Raw genomic sequence first — 17791 nt, forward strand, 5'->3', positions numbered from 1 at the left:
GCGAGCGGGCCGCGTGACCGCGCCGTCCTTCCGAGCGGAGCGAAGCAGATCCGGGCCGCGGGACAGGGATCGGCGTGGCGCTGCTGGATGGCTTCGCCGCGCTCGCAAGGACGGCCTGAGGAGCGATCTGCGGCGTCAGGCGCCCGGACCCGAACCGGGCAGATCGAGCCCACCCCGCGCCTTCAAGGCGCGATACGCCGTAACCGCTGCCGCGAGATCCCGGCGCAGCCGGCGCTCGTCGCCGAGATCGGCCAATTCGTAGCTGAGCCCGAGGATGTGCGCAGCCTCGTAGCCCTCCGGCAGCTCGCCGACGCTGCCCAGGGAGATCGTGGCATTCGGCAGGGTCCGGACGAAATCCGAGAGGCGCGCCCGCAAAGCATCGCCGCTCGCGCGGAGATAGGCTTCGGCGCCCGGCCCATGCTGGCGGATCGCCGCGACGGTCCCCTGAGCCAGAGACAGGTGAACCGCCTGGCGGTGCGCCGGAAACAAGTAGACGAGATAGTAGCCGCGGGTCGCGCTGGTGGTGATGGCCGGATCGAAGATCGCCACCCACGGAACGGCCGCCCATCTGCTGCCGCGTCCCGGGCTGCCCTTGACCAGGAACGGGCCGTCGATCGGTTCGAGGGCGCCGCGTAGCTCGTCGGGTACGCCCTTGCGGATGATCGCGGCCAGAGGATGCCCGGCCGGCGGGTCCGGGCGGGCGAGCGGGTATTCCTCGGCGACCCGCCGCAGCGCGTATCCGAGGCTCACGGGCGGGCCAGAACCCCGCCGGTCATGTCGTCCCGCACCCCGGTGGTCGATGGAAAGGTAATCGGCAGGCCCTGAAGCGAGCGCACCGCCAGGTAGGCGAAGGCCTGGGCCTCCAGATAGGCCGAGGACCAGCCGATGGCGTCCGCCGTCGTGATCTCGGCCCGCAGGTGGTAGTTCAGCAGCCGCACCAGCTCGCCGTTGCGCGCGCCGCCGCCGGCCACGATCCAGCGGGTCGGGATCTCGGGGGCGTGGTCGAGGGCCCGCGCCACGGCCCGGGCCGTGAAGGCCGTGAGCGTCGCGGCGCCGTCCTCAGTGGAGAGCTGCCCGGCGAGCTTGTGCGAGAACCAGTTCCGGTCGAGCGATTTCGGCGGCTTCCGGAAGAAGAACGGGTGGGTCAGAAGCCAGGCGAGCAGCTGCTCGTCGGGCCGTCCGCGGGCGGCGGTGCGGCCGCCATCGTCGAGATTTTTGCCCTCGCGCTCCTGCATCCACTCGTCGATCAGGGCGTTGCCGGGGCCCGTATCGAAGGCGATGACGCCGCCTTTCGAATCGATCAGGGTGGCGTTGGCGACGCCGCCGATGTTGAGGATGCCGAAGGGCCCGTCGAAGCCCGAAGCCTCGGCCAGGGCCTTGTGGAACACCGGCACCAGCGGCGCCCCCTGCCCGCCCGCCTCGATGTCGGCCCGGCGGAGGTCGGAGACCACCGGGATGCCGAGCCGGGTCGCGAGGGCCTGACCGTCGCCGATCTGGATCGAGATGCGCTGATCCGGCCGGTGGATCACCGTCTGGCCGTGAAAGCCGATGACGTCGATCTCGGACGCGCGCAGCCCGTGCTCCTCCAGAAAGCGCTCGACCGCCTCAGCGTGGGCCTGCGTGACGAACGCCTCCGCCTCGGGCAGACGGCCCGGCCGGTCCCCGGGATGAAGGACCGATTCGGCGTCCTTCGTGGCCGCACGCAGCAGCGCCTTCTCGTCGTCCGAATAGCCGCGGTAGCCGGTCGGCCCCAGCGGCTCCAGGAAGTTGTTGTGGCCCTTGACCACGTGGACCCGCTCGCCGTCGGTCTCGATCAAGGCGATGTCCACGCCGTCCAGCGAGGTGCCGCTCATCAGCCCGATCGCGCGCATCATCGCCATGCCGCCCTGCCCCGTGCCTTTCGGCCAACGCCCTGCTAAGAGCGCGCCGTATCCTGAACCCAGCGCGAGCTAGCACGCCGAGCCTCGGCCTGTCGCGCGACGCCCGCGACCCGAGATGACATCCATGACCGCCGAGAGCTTCGCGCCGAAATCCGACTTCCTGCGGATCCTGACCGAGCGCGGCTATATCCACCAGACCTCGGACCTCGCCGGCATCGACGCCGCGGCTCTGGAGGGCCGGCTGACCACCTATGTCGGCTACGACTGCACGGCGCCCTCGCTGCATGTCGGGCACCTGTTGTCGATCATGATGCTGCACTGGCTGCAGGCCACCGGGGGCAAGCCGATCGCCCTGATGGGCGGCGGCACGACCCGGGTCGGCGACCCGTCGGGGCGCGACGAGACCCGCAAGATCCTGACTGTCGAGCAGATCGACGCCAACAAGGCCGAGATCCGCAAGACCTTCGACCAGTTCCTGCGCTTCGGCGCGGGCACCGGCGACGCCGTGATGGTCGACAACGCCGAGTGGCTGACGAAGCTCAACTACATCGAGATGCTGCGCGACGTCGGCCGGCACTTCTCGGTGAACCGCATGCTGTCGATGGACAGCGTGCGCCTGCGGCTGGAGCGCGACCAGGAACTCTCGTTCCTGGAGTTCAACTACATGATCCTCCAGTCCTACGACTTCGTGGAGCTGAACCGCCGCTACGGCTGCGTGATGCAGATGGGCGGATCGGATCAGTGGGGCAACATCGTCAACGGCATCGATCTCGGCCGCCGCATGGGCACGCCGCAGCTCTACGCCCTGACTTGCCCGCTGCTCACCACCGCGTCGGGCGCCAAGATGGGCAAGACCGCGGCCGGCGCCGTCTGGCTGAACCCGGACATGCTGAAGCCCTACGATTATTGGCAGTTCTGGCGGAACACCGAGGATGGCGACGTCGCCCGCTTCCTCAAACTGTTCACGCTGCTGCCGATGACGGAGATCGCCCGTCTGGCGGCGCTGGCCGGCTCCGAGATCAACGCCGCCAAGACGGTGCTGGCGACCGAGGCCACGGCCTTGATGCACGGCCGCGAGGCCGCGGAGGCCGCCGCCGAGACCGCGCGCAAGACGTTCGTGGAAGGCACGCTGGCCACGGATCTCCCGAGCGTCACCGTGCCTGCCGCGACCCTGGAGGCCGGTCTCGGTGTCCTCACCGCCTTCGGCCCGGACGTCGCCAAGCTGGTCCCCTCGACCAGCGAGGCCCGGCGCCAGATCAAGGGCGGCGGCCTGCGGGTCAACGACGTGCCGGTCACCGACGAGAAAGCCCTGCTCGGACGGGGGGATCTCAACGGCGACGGGGTGATCAAGCTGTCGTTCGGCAAGAAGCGCCACGTGCTGCTGCGGGCGGAATGAGCTGGCGCTAAGCGACGCCGCCTGTCCCGCAGCCGAGCGGGTCAGCGCGGCGGGCTTCCCACTGATGGGCGACGAGCCGCCGATCCCTCGGCGGCTCCGGATTACGGGTCCAGGCCTTCCTCGGCCCGCCGCGCGGCGCGCAGCTTCTCGACACGAGCCACCGAGAAGACGGACGCCTCGTAGAGGAGCAGCATCGGGATCGCCAGCGACAGCTGCGAGATCACGTCCGGCGGCGTCAGCACGGCGGCGGCCACGAAGACCAGGACGATGGCGTAGCGCCGCTTTTCACGCAGGAACGCGGAGTCGATGATGCCGATCTGGCCGAGCAGGGTCAGGATGACCGGCAGCTGGAACGCGATCCCGAACGCGAAGATCAGCGTCATGATCAGCGAGAGGTACTCGTCGACCTTCGGTAGCAGCTTGATCGTCGGCTCCCCGGCCACGCCCACCTGCTGGAGCGACACCGAGAACTTGATCAGCAGCGGCATCGCCAGGAAGAACACCACCAGCGCGCCGAGGATGAAGAAGATCGGCGTGGCCACGAGGTAGGGCAGGAACGCCTTGCGCTCGTTCCGGTAGAGGCCGGGCGCCACGAACGCGTAGATCTGGGTCGCGATCACCGGGAAAGCCAGGAAGGCCGCGCCGAAGACGCTGAGCTTGATGTTGGTGAAGACCTGCTCGAGGAAGTGCGTCGCGATCAGCTCGGCGTTCTGGGCGCCGACGATCGACACATATGGATAGACGAGGATGTTGTAGATATCGCGCGAGAAAAAGAAGCAGGCGAAGAACATCAACACGAACGCGATCAACGACTTGATCAATCGTGACCGCAATTCGATTAGATGCTCGAGCAGAGGCGCCCGCGACGCCTCGATTTCGGCCTCGTCCGCCTCGCTGATCATCGGGCAGCCGTGCCGTTCTTCGAGTCCGCGGACTCGTGATGGGATGCAGGTGGCTCGGGCGCGCCGAACGGATCGTCCACCGAGCCTGGAATTGGAAGCGGGATATCGGCCGCCGCCTGCGGTGCGAGATCCTGCGAGGACCCGGCGGCCGGATGCGGGGTGACCGGCGGCTCGGGCACCGGGGCCGGTGCAACGGCGTCCTGCTCAGCCTTGAGCTGTGCGGTCGCGTCGGCGAGCGAGCGGGTCTCCGCCGCGGGCGCCTCCGGGCCCAGCTTCTCGGGCCCAACCTTGGCGCGGCCCTCGACCGCGCCCTTCAGCTCGTCCCGGATCGTTTGCACAGGGTTGAAGGTCGAGCTTGCCGTCCGGACGGTGTTGCGGATGCCGTCGACCTCCCGCCGGACGTCGTCGAGTTCGGCCTCGCGGATCGCCTCGTTGAACTGCATCTGGAACTCGCCGGCCATGCGGCGCAGCTTCGACGTGACCTGCCCGACGGTGCGGAGCGCCTTCGGCAGATCCTTCGGCCCGATGACGATGAGGGCGACGCCGCCGATCAGCATCACCTCGCCCCAGCTCATGTCCAGCATGTCGCCGACGGTCCTGCTGCCCTGAGATCCGCACCTGCGTCCGGATCCCGTCAGGCTCTACACGAGCGCGCGCGCCCTGACAGTCCCCGAGACCATCTTGCCGTCAGACCGGCTTGCGTTCGCCGCCGGGCAGGTGGCTCGCCGGGATCGCGGTCCCGGGGCTGGTTTCGGCGGTGTGCGGGATCGTCCGGACCGGTTCGCTCGGCGGTGCCACGTTCTGGGTCGCCGGAGGCGTCTCGTCCTCGGCCATGCCCTTCTTGAACGCCTTGATGCCCTTGGCGACGTCGCCCATCAGGTCGGAGACCTTACCGCGGCCGAAGAGCAGCATCACGATGACCGCGACGATGACCCAGTGCCAGATACTCATGCTGCCCATGGCAACCTCCTGCGTGCGCCCCCAGCTGCGAGAGCGTGACGCCACGTCCGGTTGAGGATTTCCGGGCGAACCTAGGGATCGCGCTGCCCGAACACAAGCAGAGGCGATGTCACGGCCGGTGGAATGCCGCAGCGGCGGCTGTGGATCAGGCCGCGGCCAGTGCGGCGGCGAACTGCGCGCGCGCTTCGGGAACATCAAGGCCGTCGCCCGCAGGGTCGAGGCGGGCCAGGGCCGCTCCGGCCCGCTCGGCCGCCCGGCCCGACAGCAGCGGCGCCGCCTCGGCAACGGCGCGCATCTCATCCATGACGCCGTTGCAATGCAGACCGACGTCGATCCCCGCATCAAAGGCGGCTTGCGTGCGGTCGCGGAACGTTCCCGTGAGCGCGTGCATCGACAGGTCGTCGGTCATCAGCAGACCGTCGAACCCGATCGCGCCCCGGATCACCGCGCGGATGACCTCCCGCGATTGCGTCGCGGGACGCTCGGGATCGATGGCGGTGAAGACCACGTGCGCGCTCATGGCCATCGGCATGTCGGCCAGCGCCCGGAAGGGTCGGAAATCCTGCGCGGCGAGGGAGTCCAGGCTCGCGTCGGCGATCGGAAGGTCGTGGTGGCTGTCGCAGGCCGCGCGGCCATGGCCCGGCATATGTTTCACAACCGGAAGCACGCCGCCGGCCATCAGGCCTTCGGCGACCGCGCGACCGATCTCGGCGACGGCGTCGGGGTCGGTGCCGTACGCCCGGTCGCCGATGATGTCGTGCGAGCCGTGCGCGGGAACATCGAGCACGGGCGCGCAATCGACATTGATGCCGACCTCGGCAAGATCGTGCGCCATTAGCCGGGCGCCGAGCCGGGCGATCGTCGCGGCGCTGCCGTTGAGGCGTCCGTATCGGCCGCCCGCCGGATAGGCCGGCCAGTGCGGCGGCCCCATCCGCTGAACCCGGCCGCCCTCCTGGTCGATCAGGATGGGCGCCGTGTCTGAGCCGATGCAGCCGCGGAGCGCGTCCGTCAGGGCGCGGACTTCCTCGGGCGCTCCGATGTTGCGCTTGAACAGGATGAAGCCCCAGGGCCGCACGTCGCGGAAGAAAGCGGCCTCCTCGGCGGAGAGCGACTTGCCGGCGCAGCCGAGGATCAGGGCACGGGAGGTCATCGGGACGTCTCGGAGACTTCTTGGTGGCTGCGCGTCAGACGAGTCGCGCACTCTAGGCGGTCCGGATCGGTGCCGGCAGAGTCGGGCGGCATCAGGGAGTCCGCAAGACCAAACCGCGGCTCAGAACGTCGGATCGGCACCGTGGCAGCCCGGTGTTGCCGCCGGGGATCTGCGCCCGGTCCGGTCCGTCGCGCGCTTCGCCCGGTCAATCCCGCCGGATCGACTGAAAGAGGATCAGGCGGGTGACACCGAGGCCTGGGATCGGCCGCCCGTCAGTTCTTGGCGACGAAGCACTGACCGCCCTGGCCCTGAAGGGCGCTGCAGAGGCTGGCCGCCTCGGCCTTGTCCAGCGGCCCGACGCGGACGCGGTAGATGGTCTTGCCGTTGACCTCCGCCTGCCGGATCAGCTCGGGCTTGCCGGCGAGCTGGGTGTACTTGGCCTGCATCTGCCGGAACGCCGCCTTCGCATCGGCGGCGGAATTGCGCACGCCGAGCTGCACAGAGAAGCCGCTGACGGGGCCGTTGCTGATGGCGGCGTCGTCGGACTGGGTCGTGCTGGCGGTCGTGTCCGGGGCGGCCGGAGCCACGGCGGCGACTCGCTGGGCGGCCTTCGGCGGCGGCTTCACGGCGACGGGCTTCGGCGTCTGCGCATCGACGGGCGCGGGAGCCGGCGCCGCCTCGACCGGCGCGGGGATGGCCGGCGGCAGGCTGGCCGCGGCTTGCCGGACCGGCTTCGCCTTGGGCGGAGCGGGTTCGTCGCCGGGCAGCACCATGGTGGGGATCGGGGCCGGACCCGCGTCGGCCTGAGCCGCTTCGCGGGCCGGTTGTGCGGGCGGGGCTTCCGGCTTGACCGCGACGGTCCGGACCCGACGCGGCTCACCGAACGCCTCGAAGGGGCCGTTGCCCGGCGTCGTGCCGCCCTGGCTGTTGCCGGCGGGAGATGGACCCTGAGCGGCCCGCGCGGCCTCGCCGACGTCCAGCGGCTGCTCTTCGCGGTTCACGATCTTGATCTGGCCGTCCTTCTTGCCCTTGGGATCGTAGATCTGGCGGTTCTGATCGGGGATCTCGACACCGTCGGCGACCTTCGGAGCCACCTTGAGCGGCGTCGTGTCGGCCTGAACGACGGGGACGCCGCCGTGCCCGGAGCTGCTCAGACCCTTGTAGGTGAGCGCACCCGTGACCGCGACTGCGACGACGGCAATTCCGGCGCCGACCGAAACCAGACGACGGCGGGGATTCACGCGGCGCAGCGCCCGGCCATCTTCGTAGGCGCCGTCGATCCCGTCCTGCGGCTCCTGGCCGCCCTGCGCGTAGGGGCCGGCCTCCTGGTGCGTGTCTTGGTCGACCGAGGCGAGGTACTGGTCGAACGCGTCGGCCGGCGTCGCCTTGGGGGTCTCGGGCGTGAAGCTGGGCTCGACCCGGCCGTTCCAGCCGGGTTGCAGCTGGGCATTGGGCTCCGTCAGCATCTCTTCGCGGGCGGCGAGGAGCGCGCGGAACGGGTCGTCCTGGCCGACGATGCGTGCGAGCTCGGCCAACGGATCCGCCTTGCCCGCGGCCTGCGGCGCGCGGGTGCCGTCCTGACGCAGATCGCGCGCGAGGGCGTCGAGATCGACCTGAGCGCGCGAAGCGTTCGTCATGGCAGCATCCTCACATCAGCGCCGGTGACCGGCCCGATGCTCCCGGGCCTATCGCATCTCGTCCGGCGCGGTCACACCGAGAACCGCAAGGCCTGTGGCTAGCGTGCTCCTGAGAGCTTCGGCGAGCGCCAGCCGGGCCCAGGTCGACTTTCGGTCGGTTGCATTAACAAACCGTAATTGCGGCAAGTCTTTGCCCTTGTTCCAGAAACTATGAAGCGCGGAGGCAAGTTCATAGAGGTGGAACGCGATTCTGTGCGGCTCGTGCGCCACGGCGGCGGATTCGAGGACCCGCGGGTACTGGGCGATCAGGCGCATCATCTCGATCTCGCCGGAATCGGTCAGGAGACCGAGATCCGCATCCTGCACCAGGGCGCCGGCCGAGAGATCCGCGTCGGGAAACGCCTCGCGGGCCTGCCGCTGGACCGATCGGGCGCGGGCATGGGCGTACTGAACGTAGAAGACCGGGTTGTCCTTGGACTGCTCGACCACCTTGGCGAGATCGAAATCCAGGGTCGCGTCGTTCTTCCGGTAGAGCATCATGAAACGGATCGCGTCGCGGCCGACCTCGTCGATGACGTCGCGCAGGGTCACGAATTCGCCAGCGCGCTTCGACATCTTCACGGGCTCGCCTGCGCGTAACAGCCGCACCAGCTGGCACAGCTTGACGTCGAGCGTCGCCTTGCCGTCGCTGACCGCCCTCACGGCCGCCTGCATGCGCTTCACGTAGCCGCCGTGGTCGGCGCCGAGGACGTCGATCAGCTCGGTGGCCCCCGCGAGGTACTTCGCCCGGTGATAGGCGATGTCGGAGGCGAAATAGGTGTAGGAGCCGTCAGACTTCAGGAGCGGCCGGTCGCTGTCGTCGCCGAATTCCCGGGTGCGGAACAGCGTCTGCTCGCGATCCTCCCAATCCTCCGGCAGCTGCCCCTTGGGCGGCGGAAGACGGCCCTCGTAGACGAGGCCTTTCTCGCGAAGCTCCTGCAGCAGCGCCTTCACGGCGCCGCTCTGCTGCAGTGTCCGCTCGGAGAAGAACACGTCGTGCCGGATCCCGATCGCCTCGAGATCGGCCCGGATCATGTCCATCATCATGCCGAGCGCGATCTCGCGCACCACAGGCAGCCATTCCGCCTCCGGCTGGTCCAGCAGGGCGCGGCCGTGACGCTCCGCGAGCTTGGCACCCACCGGCTTGAGGTAGTCGCCGGGATAGAGCCCCTCGGCGATGGCGAAGGGCTCGCCGAGCGCCTCGCGGTAGCGCTGGAAGGCCGAGCGGGCGAGCACGTCGACCTGGGCGCCGGCATCGTTGATGTAATATTCCCGCGTCACCTGCCGGCCGGCCGCGACCAGAAGGTTGCAGAGCGCATCGCCGAAGACCGCCCCGCGGCCGTGGCCGACATGCATCGGCCCGGTCGGGTTGGCCGACACGTACTCGACATTGATCGGGCCGCCGGACAGCTGCGCGCGGCCGAACCTTTCGGGCTCCGTCAGCGCGCTGCGCAGGACCGCCTGGAAGATCTCGGGTACGAGGCGCAGGTTGATGAAGCCGGGACCGGCGACGCTGACCTCGGCGATCCGCGGATCGGCCCGCAGTTCCGCCGCCAGCGCTTCGCCGAGGACCTTGGGATTCGTCCGGGCCTCCTTGGCGAGCACCAGGGCCGCGTTGGTCGCGAGGTCGCCGTGCGACGGATCGCGGGGCGGCTCGGCGACCACGCGGCCGAGGTCGAGGCCGTCCGGCAGTTGGCCGGCGCGCGTCAGCGCTTCCACGGCCTCGCGCACGCGCGCCTCGAACAGGGCGAAGATGTTCATCGGTCTCGGTCTCGCTCGCGCGGGGATCTCGTCGGCTGGCCTACCCGGCCTGCGCCCGCCCGGGTGCTCTAGCAAGGGGGCGGAGGGGTGTCACGGCATCGGGCAGCCGCGTCCGATGCGCGAACCGAAGGCCTCCTGAACCGAGCGGCGCTCGGGGGCACGTTATCCCGTGCGATGAATACTCATCCCTATGGGCGTGCCTTGTCTTGACGGAAATCAGACGGTGTCCTGACCGGTGATCGTAAGATCCTCGATCACGGAGAGACTGATGAAGACCTTGATGATCGCGGGAGCGGCGCTCGGCGCCGTGATCCTGGCTGCTCCGAGCGCAGAGGCCCGCGGCTTCCGGTACGGCGGCTTCTACGGTGGCGGCTTCCACGGCGGCGGCTACGGCTATCGCGGATTCGCGGGGCGCGGATTCTACGGCCGCGGCTACGGGTACGGTTACGGCCGCGGCCTCGGCTACGGATTGGCCGGCGCCGGCATCGGGCTGGGTCTCGGCCTCGCCGCGGGCAGCCTTTACGGTGCCTACGGCTATGGCGGGTATGGCGGCTACGGTTATGGCTACGGCTATCCGGCCGCCTATGGCGGCTACAGCTACAGCTATCCGGCCGGCTATTACGGCGGTTATGGTTACGGGTACGGCTGCGGCTGCTGACCGCGATGACCCTCGCCCGGCCTCACGGCTCGGCGAGGGGCAATCCCCGACTCGGCAATTCCCAGTGCAGGTCCGGCGTCGAAGCGTACAGCTTACGGTGGGCCAGCACCGCGTAGGTGTCTGTCATGCCGGCGATGTAGTCCGCGACCCTGCGCGCGATGCGCGCCTCGCCGGCGCCGTCGAGGCCGGTGCTCCACTCCTCGGGCATGCGCGACGGATCCGCCGTGAAGGCGGTGAACAGGTCGCGGACGATGGCGTCGGCCTTCGTGCGCACCGCCACGACGCCCGGATGCCGGTACATCCGCCCCCACAGGAAGCGCATGATGTCGGCGTCGGCTGCCGCGATCTCCGGCGAGAACGCGATGACCGGGGCGTCGGCCCGGCGGATATCCTCGATGCTGCGCGGGTCCAAAGCCGCGATGCGGCGGCCGCCTTCGCGGATCACGTCCTCGACGAAGCGCGTGATCACGCGCCGCGCCAATTCGTGGATCTTCCGCGAGGGTTCGAGACCCGGATGAAGCCGGTCGATCTCGTCGAGGAGATCAGCCAGGAACGGGACCGCGCGTAGGTCCGGTATTTCGAATAGGCCGGCACGCAGCCCGTCATCGAGGTCGTGGGCCGCGTAGGCGATATCGTCGGCAAGCGAAGCGGCCTGCGCCTCCGGGCCGGCCTGGCTCCACAGGTCGAGGGGATTCAGCGCGTCGTATTCGAGGATGGCGGCCGGGATACCGCGCTCGGCGTAACGCGGGGTCGGCCGACCGTCGGCGCTGAGCAGCGGCCCGTTGTGCTTGACCAGGCCTTCGAGGGTCTCCCAGGCGAGGTTGAGCCCGTCGAAACCGGCGTAGCGCCGCTCCAGGCGCGTGACGATCCGCAAGGCCTGGGCGTTGTGATCGAACCCCCCGTGGGCAGCCATGCAGGCGTCGAGGGCATCCTCGCCGGTATGGCCGAAGCAGGTGTGGCCGAGGTCGTGGCTCAGCGCCAGCGCCTCCGCGAGGTCCTCGTCGAGGCCCAGGGCCCGGGCGAGTGCACGGCCGATCTGGCTAACCTCGAGAGTGTGGGTCAGCCGCGTGCGATAATGATCGCCCTCGTGATGCACGAAGACCTGTGTCTTGTGCTTGAGGCGGCGGAAGGCCGTCGAGTGGATGATCCGGTCCCGGTCGCGCTGGAAATCGCTGCGCGTGGGCGAGCCGGCTTCGGGGATGAGCCGGCCGCGGGTCCGGGCCGGATCCGTGGCGTAGGGCGCGCGCCAGCGCTCACCGTTCGGTCGCACGATGCCCGCTCGCCTTCGCCCGCAACCTGGTCATGACCCCTCCCCGTCCGGCGCGTTGCAGCGCGGGCCCGTGGCTCATATCTTGTGGGTCGAGGCGTCCGCGGCAACACGCGCGCGACGCCGTCCACCGAACGAATGCGTGGCCAGAGACCGATGGCTGATATCACCCTGACCGCCCGCGCGGCCAAGCGCATCAACGAGATCATGGGCTCCGAGCCATCCGGCTCGTCGTTGCGGATCAGCGTTAACGGCGGCGGTTGCTCGGGCTTCTCCTACGCCTTCGATATCGCCCGGAATCGCGAGGCTCAGGACATCGCGATCGAGCGCGACGGCGCCACAGTGATCGTCGATCCGGTCTCGCTGGAATACATGAGCGGCTCGACCATCGATTTCGTGAACGATCTGATCGGCCAGTCCTTCAAGATCGAAAACCCGCTGGCGACCGCCTCCTGCGGCTGCGGCACGTCCTTCTCGCTCTAGGCGGCTCGCCGGCTGGCCGTTGCGCTCTTACGACACCCGGCCCGGCTCGGACGCGTGACCTGGGCCGCGCGATTGCCAGGTCCGGCAAAACGCGGCACCCCTACGGGATCCTGCAAAAGCTCCGGTCCCGAGACGGTCATGATCCATCCGAAGGCCTGCTTCCGCCTCCGGTCGGCCTTGGCGGCGGCCGGTGCGATGGCCCTGCTCGGCCTCGGCGTTCCCTTGGCGCCCGTCGCCGCACAGGAGGGCGCCGCCGCCGTTCAGGACATCACCGTCACCGACGTGGTGCTGCCGCTCGGCGGGACGCTGCTCAAGGCGCCGAAGCTGACGGCGAGTGGCACGCGCCTCTCCAAGGAGGACCTTGCCGGGATCCTCCGGCCGGACTCGTCCGTGCCCTGGGAAACGCGGCTCGCCCAGCTCGATGCCGGGAGCCTCACGGTTCCGGTTCTGACGTCGGAGAATGTCGGGCCCGGCGAAAACCGCCAGGTCGTCACGTACCGCGACGTCGTCGCGCGCGATGTCCGGGGCGGCCGCGTCGGCGAGCTGATCGCCGCAGGTGCAACGATCAGCGTCGTCGCGGGGGCGAATCGCAGTTCCGGCACCTACGGCCAGGTGCGGGCCACGGATCTCGATCTCGCGGCGCTCAATCGACTCTACACCCTCCCGGGCGACGGGAAGGGACCGGTCCAGCGGGTTTACGGCACCGTACAGGTCTCCGACGTGACCTACTCGGACGCACGCGGGACCACCGTGAAGATCGCGCGCCTGAGCGGGCGTGATCTCGGCGGTCGTCAGGTGCCCGACGGTTGGAACGGGGCCTTCGAGATCGTGGCCGCGGGCCTCCAGGGGGCACATGACCGGCGTGCCTTCGCCGGTGCGGCCGCCGACCTGATCGAGGCGACCGCCCTGGGAAGCCTGGAGATGCAGGGCCTGAGCGTCAGCGATTCCGACCCGCGGGGGCCGGTGCTGTTCGAGATCGGCCGTGTCGGCTACGCATCCGCGGGATCGGATGCCGGGACAGTTCTGCAGGATCTCGCGTTTTCACGCGGAAGTCTCCGCGCGCATATCGGCCGCCTCGCCCTCGCCGGAACCTCGCTGGCACCCACGGTGGCGGCGCTGCGCGGGATCGCCGTCGAACCCGGGGCAGAAGCCGGCCTGTCGGATGTCGAGATGCGCCGTCTGGCGCCGACGCTCGGCAACCTGACCCTGAACGAGCTGTCGATCGATCTTCCGTCCGAGGTTGCGCCAGACCCGGCGCCCCCACGCGACGCCCGGGCCCCCGCGCGCGGCGCCGGTCCCGACGCGAACCGGCCGGGCGTCGGCAAGGCGGCAGATCCCAAGGTTGCGGACCTGAAGGCGGTCGATCCTCTCGCCGTGACGGTGTCGCCCCGCCCCGCGCGCCAGATCGGCCTGCGCAATGCGGTCCTGGCCTTCGGGCCGCCCAGCGACGGCGTGCCAAGCACCAGCCGCCTCAGCCTGAGCGGCCTGAGCCTGCCGGCGGATCTGCTCGCCGGCGCGCCGATCCTCGGCATGCTGCCTATCTACGGCTACCGGGATCTCGACCTCGACGTCGTGGCCGATGCGAGCCTGGACGAGAAGGCGCGCGATCTGTCGCTGCGCGAGATCACGGTCACCGGGCGCGACATCGGGACGGTCCGGTTGTCGGGGACGCTGGGTGGCATCGGGCCGGAGCTGTTCTCCGGATCCCTGCCGGCGGCGACGATGCTGATGTTCTCCGGGAGCGCCAAGACCCTCGACCTGACGGTGGAGAATGCCGGCCTGTTCGAGCGCTTCCTCACAGCGCAGTCGAAGGACATGAGCCTCAAGCCGGATGAGCTGCGCAAGGAATACGTCACCGCCAGCCTGCTCGGCGTGCCGATCATCCTCGGCAACAGCGCCGCCGCGAAAGGGATCGGCGCCGCCATGGGCCAGTTCGTGATGAAGCCCGGCAAGCTGGTCGTGCACGCCAAGGCCAAGGAGCCGGCGGGGATCGGCTTCATCGATCTCGGCGCCGCGCGCTCGCCGGCCGCGGTGCTTGACCGGCTGGAAGTCGAGGCGAAGGCGAACTGAGCGCCGGCCGAGAGGGACGCCGCGCACCACCGGCGCACTGGGCGGCCGCGCCGTCCGGTCTAGACAGCGATGATGTCCGGGTGCCGAGCCGCGAGCGTCGCCCGCGTGGCTTCGGCCCAGGCGCGGTCGCGGGCGCGTCGCGGACGGTCGAGGGGCACATCGCCGATCAGGCTCGCCGGACGCCGCGACACGAGCAGAAGACGATCCGCGATGCCAATGGCCTCGGCGACGTTGTGGGTCACCATCAGGACGCTCATGCCGGCTTTGTCCACCGTGTCCACCACCAGCCCGCGCAGCTCGGCGGCGGCGGCATCGTCCAGGGAGACGAACGGCTCGTCGAGCACGAGGATCCGCGGTCCGGCGGCGAGGGCCCGGGCGAGCGCGACCCGGCGCTGCATCCCGAGAGAGAGCGCCTTGGGATAGCTCCCGCGCCAAGCCGTCAGCCCGAGCTGCGCGAACAGCCCGTCGAGGTTCTGGTCACGGCGTGCCCGGGGCAGCCCGAGGCGGACATTGTGCTCGATGCTTCGCCAAGGCAGCAGCCGGGGCTCCTGGAAGACGATCCCGGCCTTGTCCGCCCCTGAGACGCGCCCCTCGAAATCCGAGTCGAGGCCAAGCAGGATCCGCAGGGTCGTGGTCTTTCCCGCGCCCGAGGGACCGATCAGGCAGACGATCTCGCCGGCGCCGACGCCGAACGCGAGGCCGCGGACGGCCTCGACCGGCTCGGCGCGAGGGGGCCGGTACCATTTCGAGTCGATCGCGACCTGGAGGACGGGCTCAGCGCCAGCGGCGGACATAGGTTTCGAGCCGCTGCAGCAGGAGGACATCGATGCCGATCATCACGGCCATGAAGACGAGGCTGTAGCCGATGATCGCGGCCACGTCGGTGCTCTGGACGAAGTAGTAGTTGATCGCGAACCCGACCCCGTCCGGGCGTCCGAGCAGCTCGACCACCAGCACGATCTTCCAGGCGAGCGAGAGGCCCGAGCGCGCTGCGGTGACCATGTAGGGCTGCAGCTGCGGGATCAGCACGTCGCGGATCCAGGTACGGCGGTCGAGGCGGTAGGCCCGCGCCATCTCGTCGAGGCCTGGATCGAGGTTCCGAGCGCCCTCGCGCACGATCACCGCCACGTTCGGGAGCTTGTTGAGCACCACCGCGAGGATTGCCGCCGTCTCGGTCAGCCCGACCCAGACATAGGCCAGCACCGTGATGACCAGGGCCGGTGTGTTGAGGAGGACGAGGAGCGGCGTGTCGAGGGTCAGGTCGGCGGCCTTCGACCGCCCGAGGGCGACGCCCAGCGCGACCCCGAGCGCCATCGCCACCGTGAACGAGATCGCGACCCGGAGCAGCGTCACACCGACATTGTGGACGAGGTCGCCGCGCTCGGCTTCTTGCACGATGAAGCGCAGCACCGTGAGGGGGGCCGGCAGCAGACGCGACCCGGCCTCCGGCGCCGCGGCCTGCCACGCGGCGACGAGCACGATGAGGGACGCGATGCGGGTCAGTGCGCCCATGCGGTCCCGGCGTTCCGGAAGAAAGTCACGGCAGCCGGGCGGAGGGGTGCCTCAGCCATTCCGGCCGGAATCGTAGTAGAGGTCAGGCGGGAGCCCGTTGCCCTTGCCGACCAGGCGGGTGCCGCCGAGCCGCGCCATCACGGCGTAGAGCTTCTCGGCATCGGCGCGCTCCTCGGCCACCGGCCTGCGCGGGATGCCGGTTAGGAAATCGCGCTTCAGGGCCTCGAAGGTGGCGTCGTCCTCGGCAGCCATCAGCGGGCGCACGATCTGCCACGTGCTCGGATCCTGCGCCAGCATGTCCTTGGCAGCCCGCGACGCCCGGGAGAAGCCGGCCACCGCGTCGGGCTTCTCCTTGACGGTCGTGTCCTGGAACAGGTAGCCGATCAGCGCGACATCGCCCGACACGCCCAGGGCGTGCATGACGTCCTCGGCCCCGACGAGCCGGCGGTACTTCTTGGCCTCCAGCCGCGCGCAGTAAGTCCAGTAGGTCAGCGCCGCGTCGAGCGCGCCCTGCTCCAGCTTCAGGGTGATCAGCGGCGGCGCGCCGTAGGCGATCTCGGCGGCGTGCTCGAGGTCGATGCCGGCAGCGTCCTTGGCCTGGGCTTTCAAGAGCAGCCAGTTCTTGTCGAGGGGGCCGCCGGCCACGCCGAGACGCTTGCCGTCGAGGTCCTTCAAGGACCTGATCGCGCTGTCGGACGGCACCATCACGGCGCCTTCCGAGGTCGAATACGGAATGAAACGGACCGCCTGCCCGTCGTTGCCGAGGCGGGCTGCCCAGAGCAGGTCGCCGATGATCGTGTCGACCTGGCCGCCGATGAAGCTGATCCGCGCAGCATCGTTCCCGGCAAGCTTGACCGCGTCGAGCTGGAAGCCGTTCGCGGTATCGAGGCCGCGCGCCTTGATGACGGCCGCCTCCCAGGTCGAGGTGCCGAAGGGCAGGCTTCCCAGGCGGATGACCGGCGCGTCGGCGCGTGCCGCCCGCAGGCCGAGGCCGCCGAGCAGGCTTCCGGCGAGCATCGCGCGCCGTGACAGCATCACGCCTTCTCCCATCGTATTGCGCAGTTTTCAGCAGCCGCAGACTGAGGTGCCGAGTGGTCCGGGCGCCATTGGAAAATGGTCATAGGGCCCGCATGGGCCTGCGTCCACCGCGCACGATGCGCTTGCGCGTGCTCGGCCGCGGCGGCACCTTCACCGGGTTCATGCAAACCGGGAGGATTGGGCCATGACCGAGCGACGCGAAGGCGCTCTCGACGAGGCGACCGTGGAGGCGCGGCTGAAAGCCGAGTTGCCGGCGTGGCGGCTGGAGGATGGGTGGATCCGCCGCACCTACAAGACGGCGGGCTGGAAGAGCACGCTGATGGTCATCAACACGGTGGGCCATCTCGCCGAGGCCGCGTGGCACCATCCCGACATCACGGCCTCCTACGCCTGGGTCGAGGTTCGGCTCATGAACCACGCCGCGAAGGGCATCACCGACAAGGATTTCGCCCTCGCGCGGAAGATCGAGGAGGTGGTCGCGTGGCAGCCGGGCCAGGAAGGCCAGGGCCTCGAAGGCACGCCGACCGATGCCCGCTTCGCCTACATCAAGTACGACAAGTAGCGGCGGGCCGACCGTCACTGCGGGTCCTTCACCCGGCGGCACTCGGTCTTGAGGTAGGCGCTCTTGCCGATCTCGTCGCGCCGCTCGGTGCGGGCGATGATCTCCTGCCACCCGGTGGCGCAGCCGAGCTCGTTGGCGACCCGGACCTTGCGCACTTCCAGCGCCTGGTCGTCGGTGCAGACATCCTGGGCGAGGCCGTTGGCGCAGACCAGGACGACGGCGATGAAGGCGTTCATGCAGGTGGAGTTCCCCGTTACGGCTCCACCCTACGCGCCGGCCGGCGCGAAAGTTGCGCCCGTCGTCATGTTCCAGCATGTCGCGATGAATAGCGCGGGTGATCCAGCTTCGTGCGGGCGGACGGACGGCAGCTCGCCGACCACTTGGCGATCCGGACGGGCGTGGTGCGATAGGAGCTCGGATGCTGGCTCCGGCTTCGCCGTCTTTGCGAGCGGAGCAAAGCAATCCAGACAGCGCGA

General features: G+C 69.6%; 18 protein-coding genes. 5 read left to right on the forward strand and 13 right to left on the reverse strand.

Annotated elements, in window-relative coordinates; all coding sequences use genetic code 11:
- Nucleotides 1–135: 135 nt before the first annotated feature.
- On the reverse strand, nt 136–750 hold the full coding sequence (locus tag M6G65_RS16350) for a DUF3578 domain-containing protein (RefSeq protein ID WP_250104186.1): 615 nt from the start codon (nt 748–750) through the stop codon (nt 136–138).
- Nucleotides 747–1880, reverse strand: coding sequence for an anhydro-N-acetylmuramic acid kinase (locus M6G65_RS16355; RefSeq protein ID WP_238195203.1), 1134 nt, complete (start codon nt 1878–1880; stop codon nt 747–749). Before M6G65_RS16355 ends, M6G65_RS16350 begins: the two co-directional genes overlap by 4 nt.
- Before the next feature lie 124 nt (nt 1881–2004).
- Here M6G65_RS16355 and tyrS point away from each other — a divergent pair, with 124 nt between their 5' ends.
- Complete coding sequence (gene tyrS, locus M6G65_RS16360) at nt 2005–3276, forward strand: tyrosine--tRNA ligase (RefSeq protein WP_238195202.1); 1272 nt, start codon at nt 2005–2007, stop codon at nt 3274–3276.
- 101 nt (nt 3277–3377) lie between these two features.
- On the opposite strand, the gene tatC is transcribed toward tyrS, so the two are convergent.
- From tatC to argS, 6 genes are all read right to left on the reverse strand, one after another.
- Entirely contained in the window at nt 3378–4178 is an 801-nt protein-coding gene (tatC, locus tag M6G65_RS16365; RefSeq protein WP_238195201.1) for a twin-arginine translocase subunit TatC, read from the reverse strand.
- Nucleotides 4175–4762 (reverse strand): Sec-independent protein translocase protein TatB, encoded by a 588-nt coding sequence (gene tatB, locus M6G65_RS16370; RefSeq protein ID WP_238195200.1) that lies wholly within the window; start codon nt 4760–4762, stop codon nt 4175–4177. The genes tatC and tatB overlap by 4 nt, the downstream gene beginning before the upstream one ends.
- Before the next feature lie 103 nt (nt 4763–4865).
- Complete coding sequence (locus M6G65_RS16375; RefSeq protein WP_238195199.1) at nt 4866–5138, reverse strand: twin-arginine translocase TatA/TatE family subunit; 273 nt, start codon at nt 5136–5138, stop codon at nt 4866–4868.
- 145 nt (nt 5139–5283) lie between these two features.
- On the reverse strand, nt 5284–6288 hold the full coding sequence (nagZ, locus tag M6G65_RS16380) for a beta-N-acetylhexosaminidase (protein ID WP_250104187.1): 1005 nt from the start codon (nt 6286–6288) through the stop codon (nt 5284–5286).
- 272 nt (nt 6289–6560) lie between these two features.
- Nucleotides 6561–7925: an SPOR domain-containing protein gene (locus tag M6G65_RS16385; protein ID WP_238195197.1), complete on the reverse strand. Its 1365-nt coding sequence runs from the start codon at nt 7923–7925 to the stop codon at nt 6561–6563.
- A 48-nt stretch (nt 7926–7973) separates the two neighbouring features.
- A complete protein-coding gene (gene argS, locus M6G65_RS16390; protein WP_250104188.1) occupies nt 7974–9725 on the reverse strand; it encodes an arginine--tRNA ligase in 1752 nt (583 codons plus the stop codon).
- Nucleotides 9726–9993: 268 nt separating this feature from the next.
- On the opposite strand from argS, the gene M6G65_RS16395 reads away from it, so the two are divergent.
- Nucleotides 9994–10383 carry a hypothetical protein gene (locus M6G65_RS16395; protein ID WP_238195195.1) on the forward strand — a complete coding sequence of 130 codons (390 nt, stop codon included), beginning with the start codon at nt 9994–9996 and terminating at the stop codon, nt 10381–10383.
- A 22-nt stretch (nt 10384–10405) separates the two neighbouring features.
- Here M6G65_RS16395 and M6G65_RS16400 read toward each other — a convergent pair whose 3' ends face one another.
- The gene (locus M6G65_RS16400; protein WP_238195194.1) at nt 10406–11653 is read right to left on the reverse strand and encodes a deoxyguanosinetriphosphate triphosphohydrolase; all 1248 of its coding nucleotides are present in this window, start codon (nt 11651–11653) and stop codon (nt 10406–10408) included.
- 153 nt (nt 11654–11806) lie between these two features.
- Here M6G65_RS16400 and M6G65_RS16405 point away from each other — a divergent pair, with 153 nt between their 5' ends.
- Together M6G65_RS16405 and M6G65_RS16410 are read left to right on the forward strand one after the other, a co-directional pair.
- Nucleotides 11807–12133, forward strand: a complete 327-nt coding sequence (locus M6G65_RS16405) for a HesB/IscA family protein (RefSeq protein WP_238195193.1) — start codon at nt 11807–11809, stop codon at nt 12131–12133.
- Nucleotides 12134–12271: 138 nt separating this feature from the next.
- Complete coding sequence (locus M6G65_RS16410) at nt 12272–14203, forward strand: hypothetical protein (RefSeq protein ID WP_238195192.1); 1932 nt, start codon at nt 12272–12274, stop codon at nt 14201–14203.
- 59 nt (nt 14204–14262) lie between these two features.
- Here the strand turns inward: M6G65_RS16410 and M6G65_RS16415 are convergent, their stop codons facing one another.
- Genes M6G65_RS16415 through M6G65_RS16425 form a run of 3 tightly spaced genes read right to left on the reverse strand, consistent with a single transcriptional unit; the run spans nt 14263 to nt 16750 of the window.
- Nucleotides 14263–14997: an ATP-binding cassette domain-containing protein gene (locus M6G65_RS16415; protein ID WP_238195191.1), complete on the reverse strand. Its 735-nt coding sequence runs from the start codon at nt 14995–14997 to the stop codon at nt 14263–14265.
- Nucleotides 14978–15715, reverse strand: a complete 738-nt coding sequence (locus M6G65_RS16420) for an ABC transporter permease (RefSeq protein WP_238195190.1) — start codon at nt 15713–15715, stop codon at nt 14978–14980. The genes M6G65_RS16415 and M6G65_RS16420 overlap by 20 nt, the downstream gene beginning before the upstream one ends.
- A gap of 51 nt (nt 15716–15766) precedes the next feature.
- Nucleotides 15767–16750 (reverse strand): ABC transporter substrate-binding protein, encoded by a 984-nt coding sequence (locus M6G65_RS16425; RefSeq protein ID WP_238195189.1) that lies wholly within the window; start codon nt 16748–16750, stop codon nt 15767–15769.
- 187 nt (nt 16751–16937) lie between these two features.
- Here M6G65_RS16425 and M6G65_RS16430 point away from each other — a divergent pair, with 187 nt between their 5' ends.
- Nucleotides 16938–17315: a 4a-hydroxytetrahydrobiopterin dehydratase gene (locus tag M6G65_RS16430; RefSeq protein WP_238195188.1), complete on the forward strand. Its 378-nt coding sequence runs from the start codon at nt 16938–16940 to the stop codon at nt 17313–17315.
- A gap of 14 nt (nt 17316–17329) precedes the next feature.
- On the opposite strand, the gene M6G65_RS16435 is transcribed toward M6G65_RS16430, so the two are convergent.
- Entirely contained in the window at nt 17330–17551 is a 222-nt protein-coding gene (locus M6G65_RS16435) for a hypothetical protein (protein WP_238195187.1), read from the reverse strand.
- Nucleotides 17552–17791 lie beyond the last annotated feature (240 nt).

Origin of the sequence: Methylobacterium tardum, assembly GCF_023546765.1 — a bacterium.
Classification (GTDB): domain Bacteria; phylum Pseudomonadota; class Alphaproteobacteria; order Rhizobiales; family Beijerinckiaceae; genus Methylobacterium; species Methylobacterium tardum.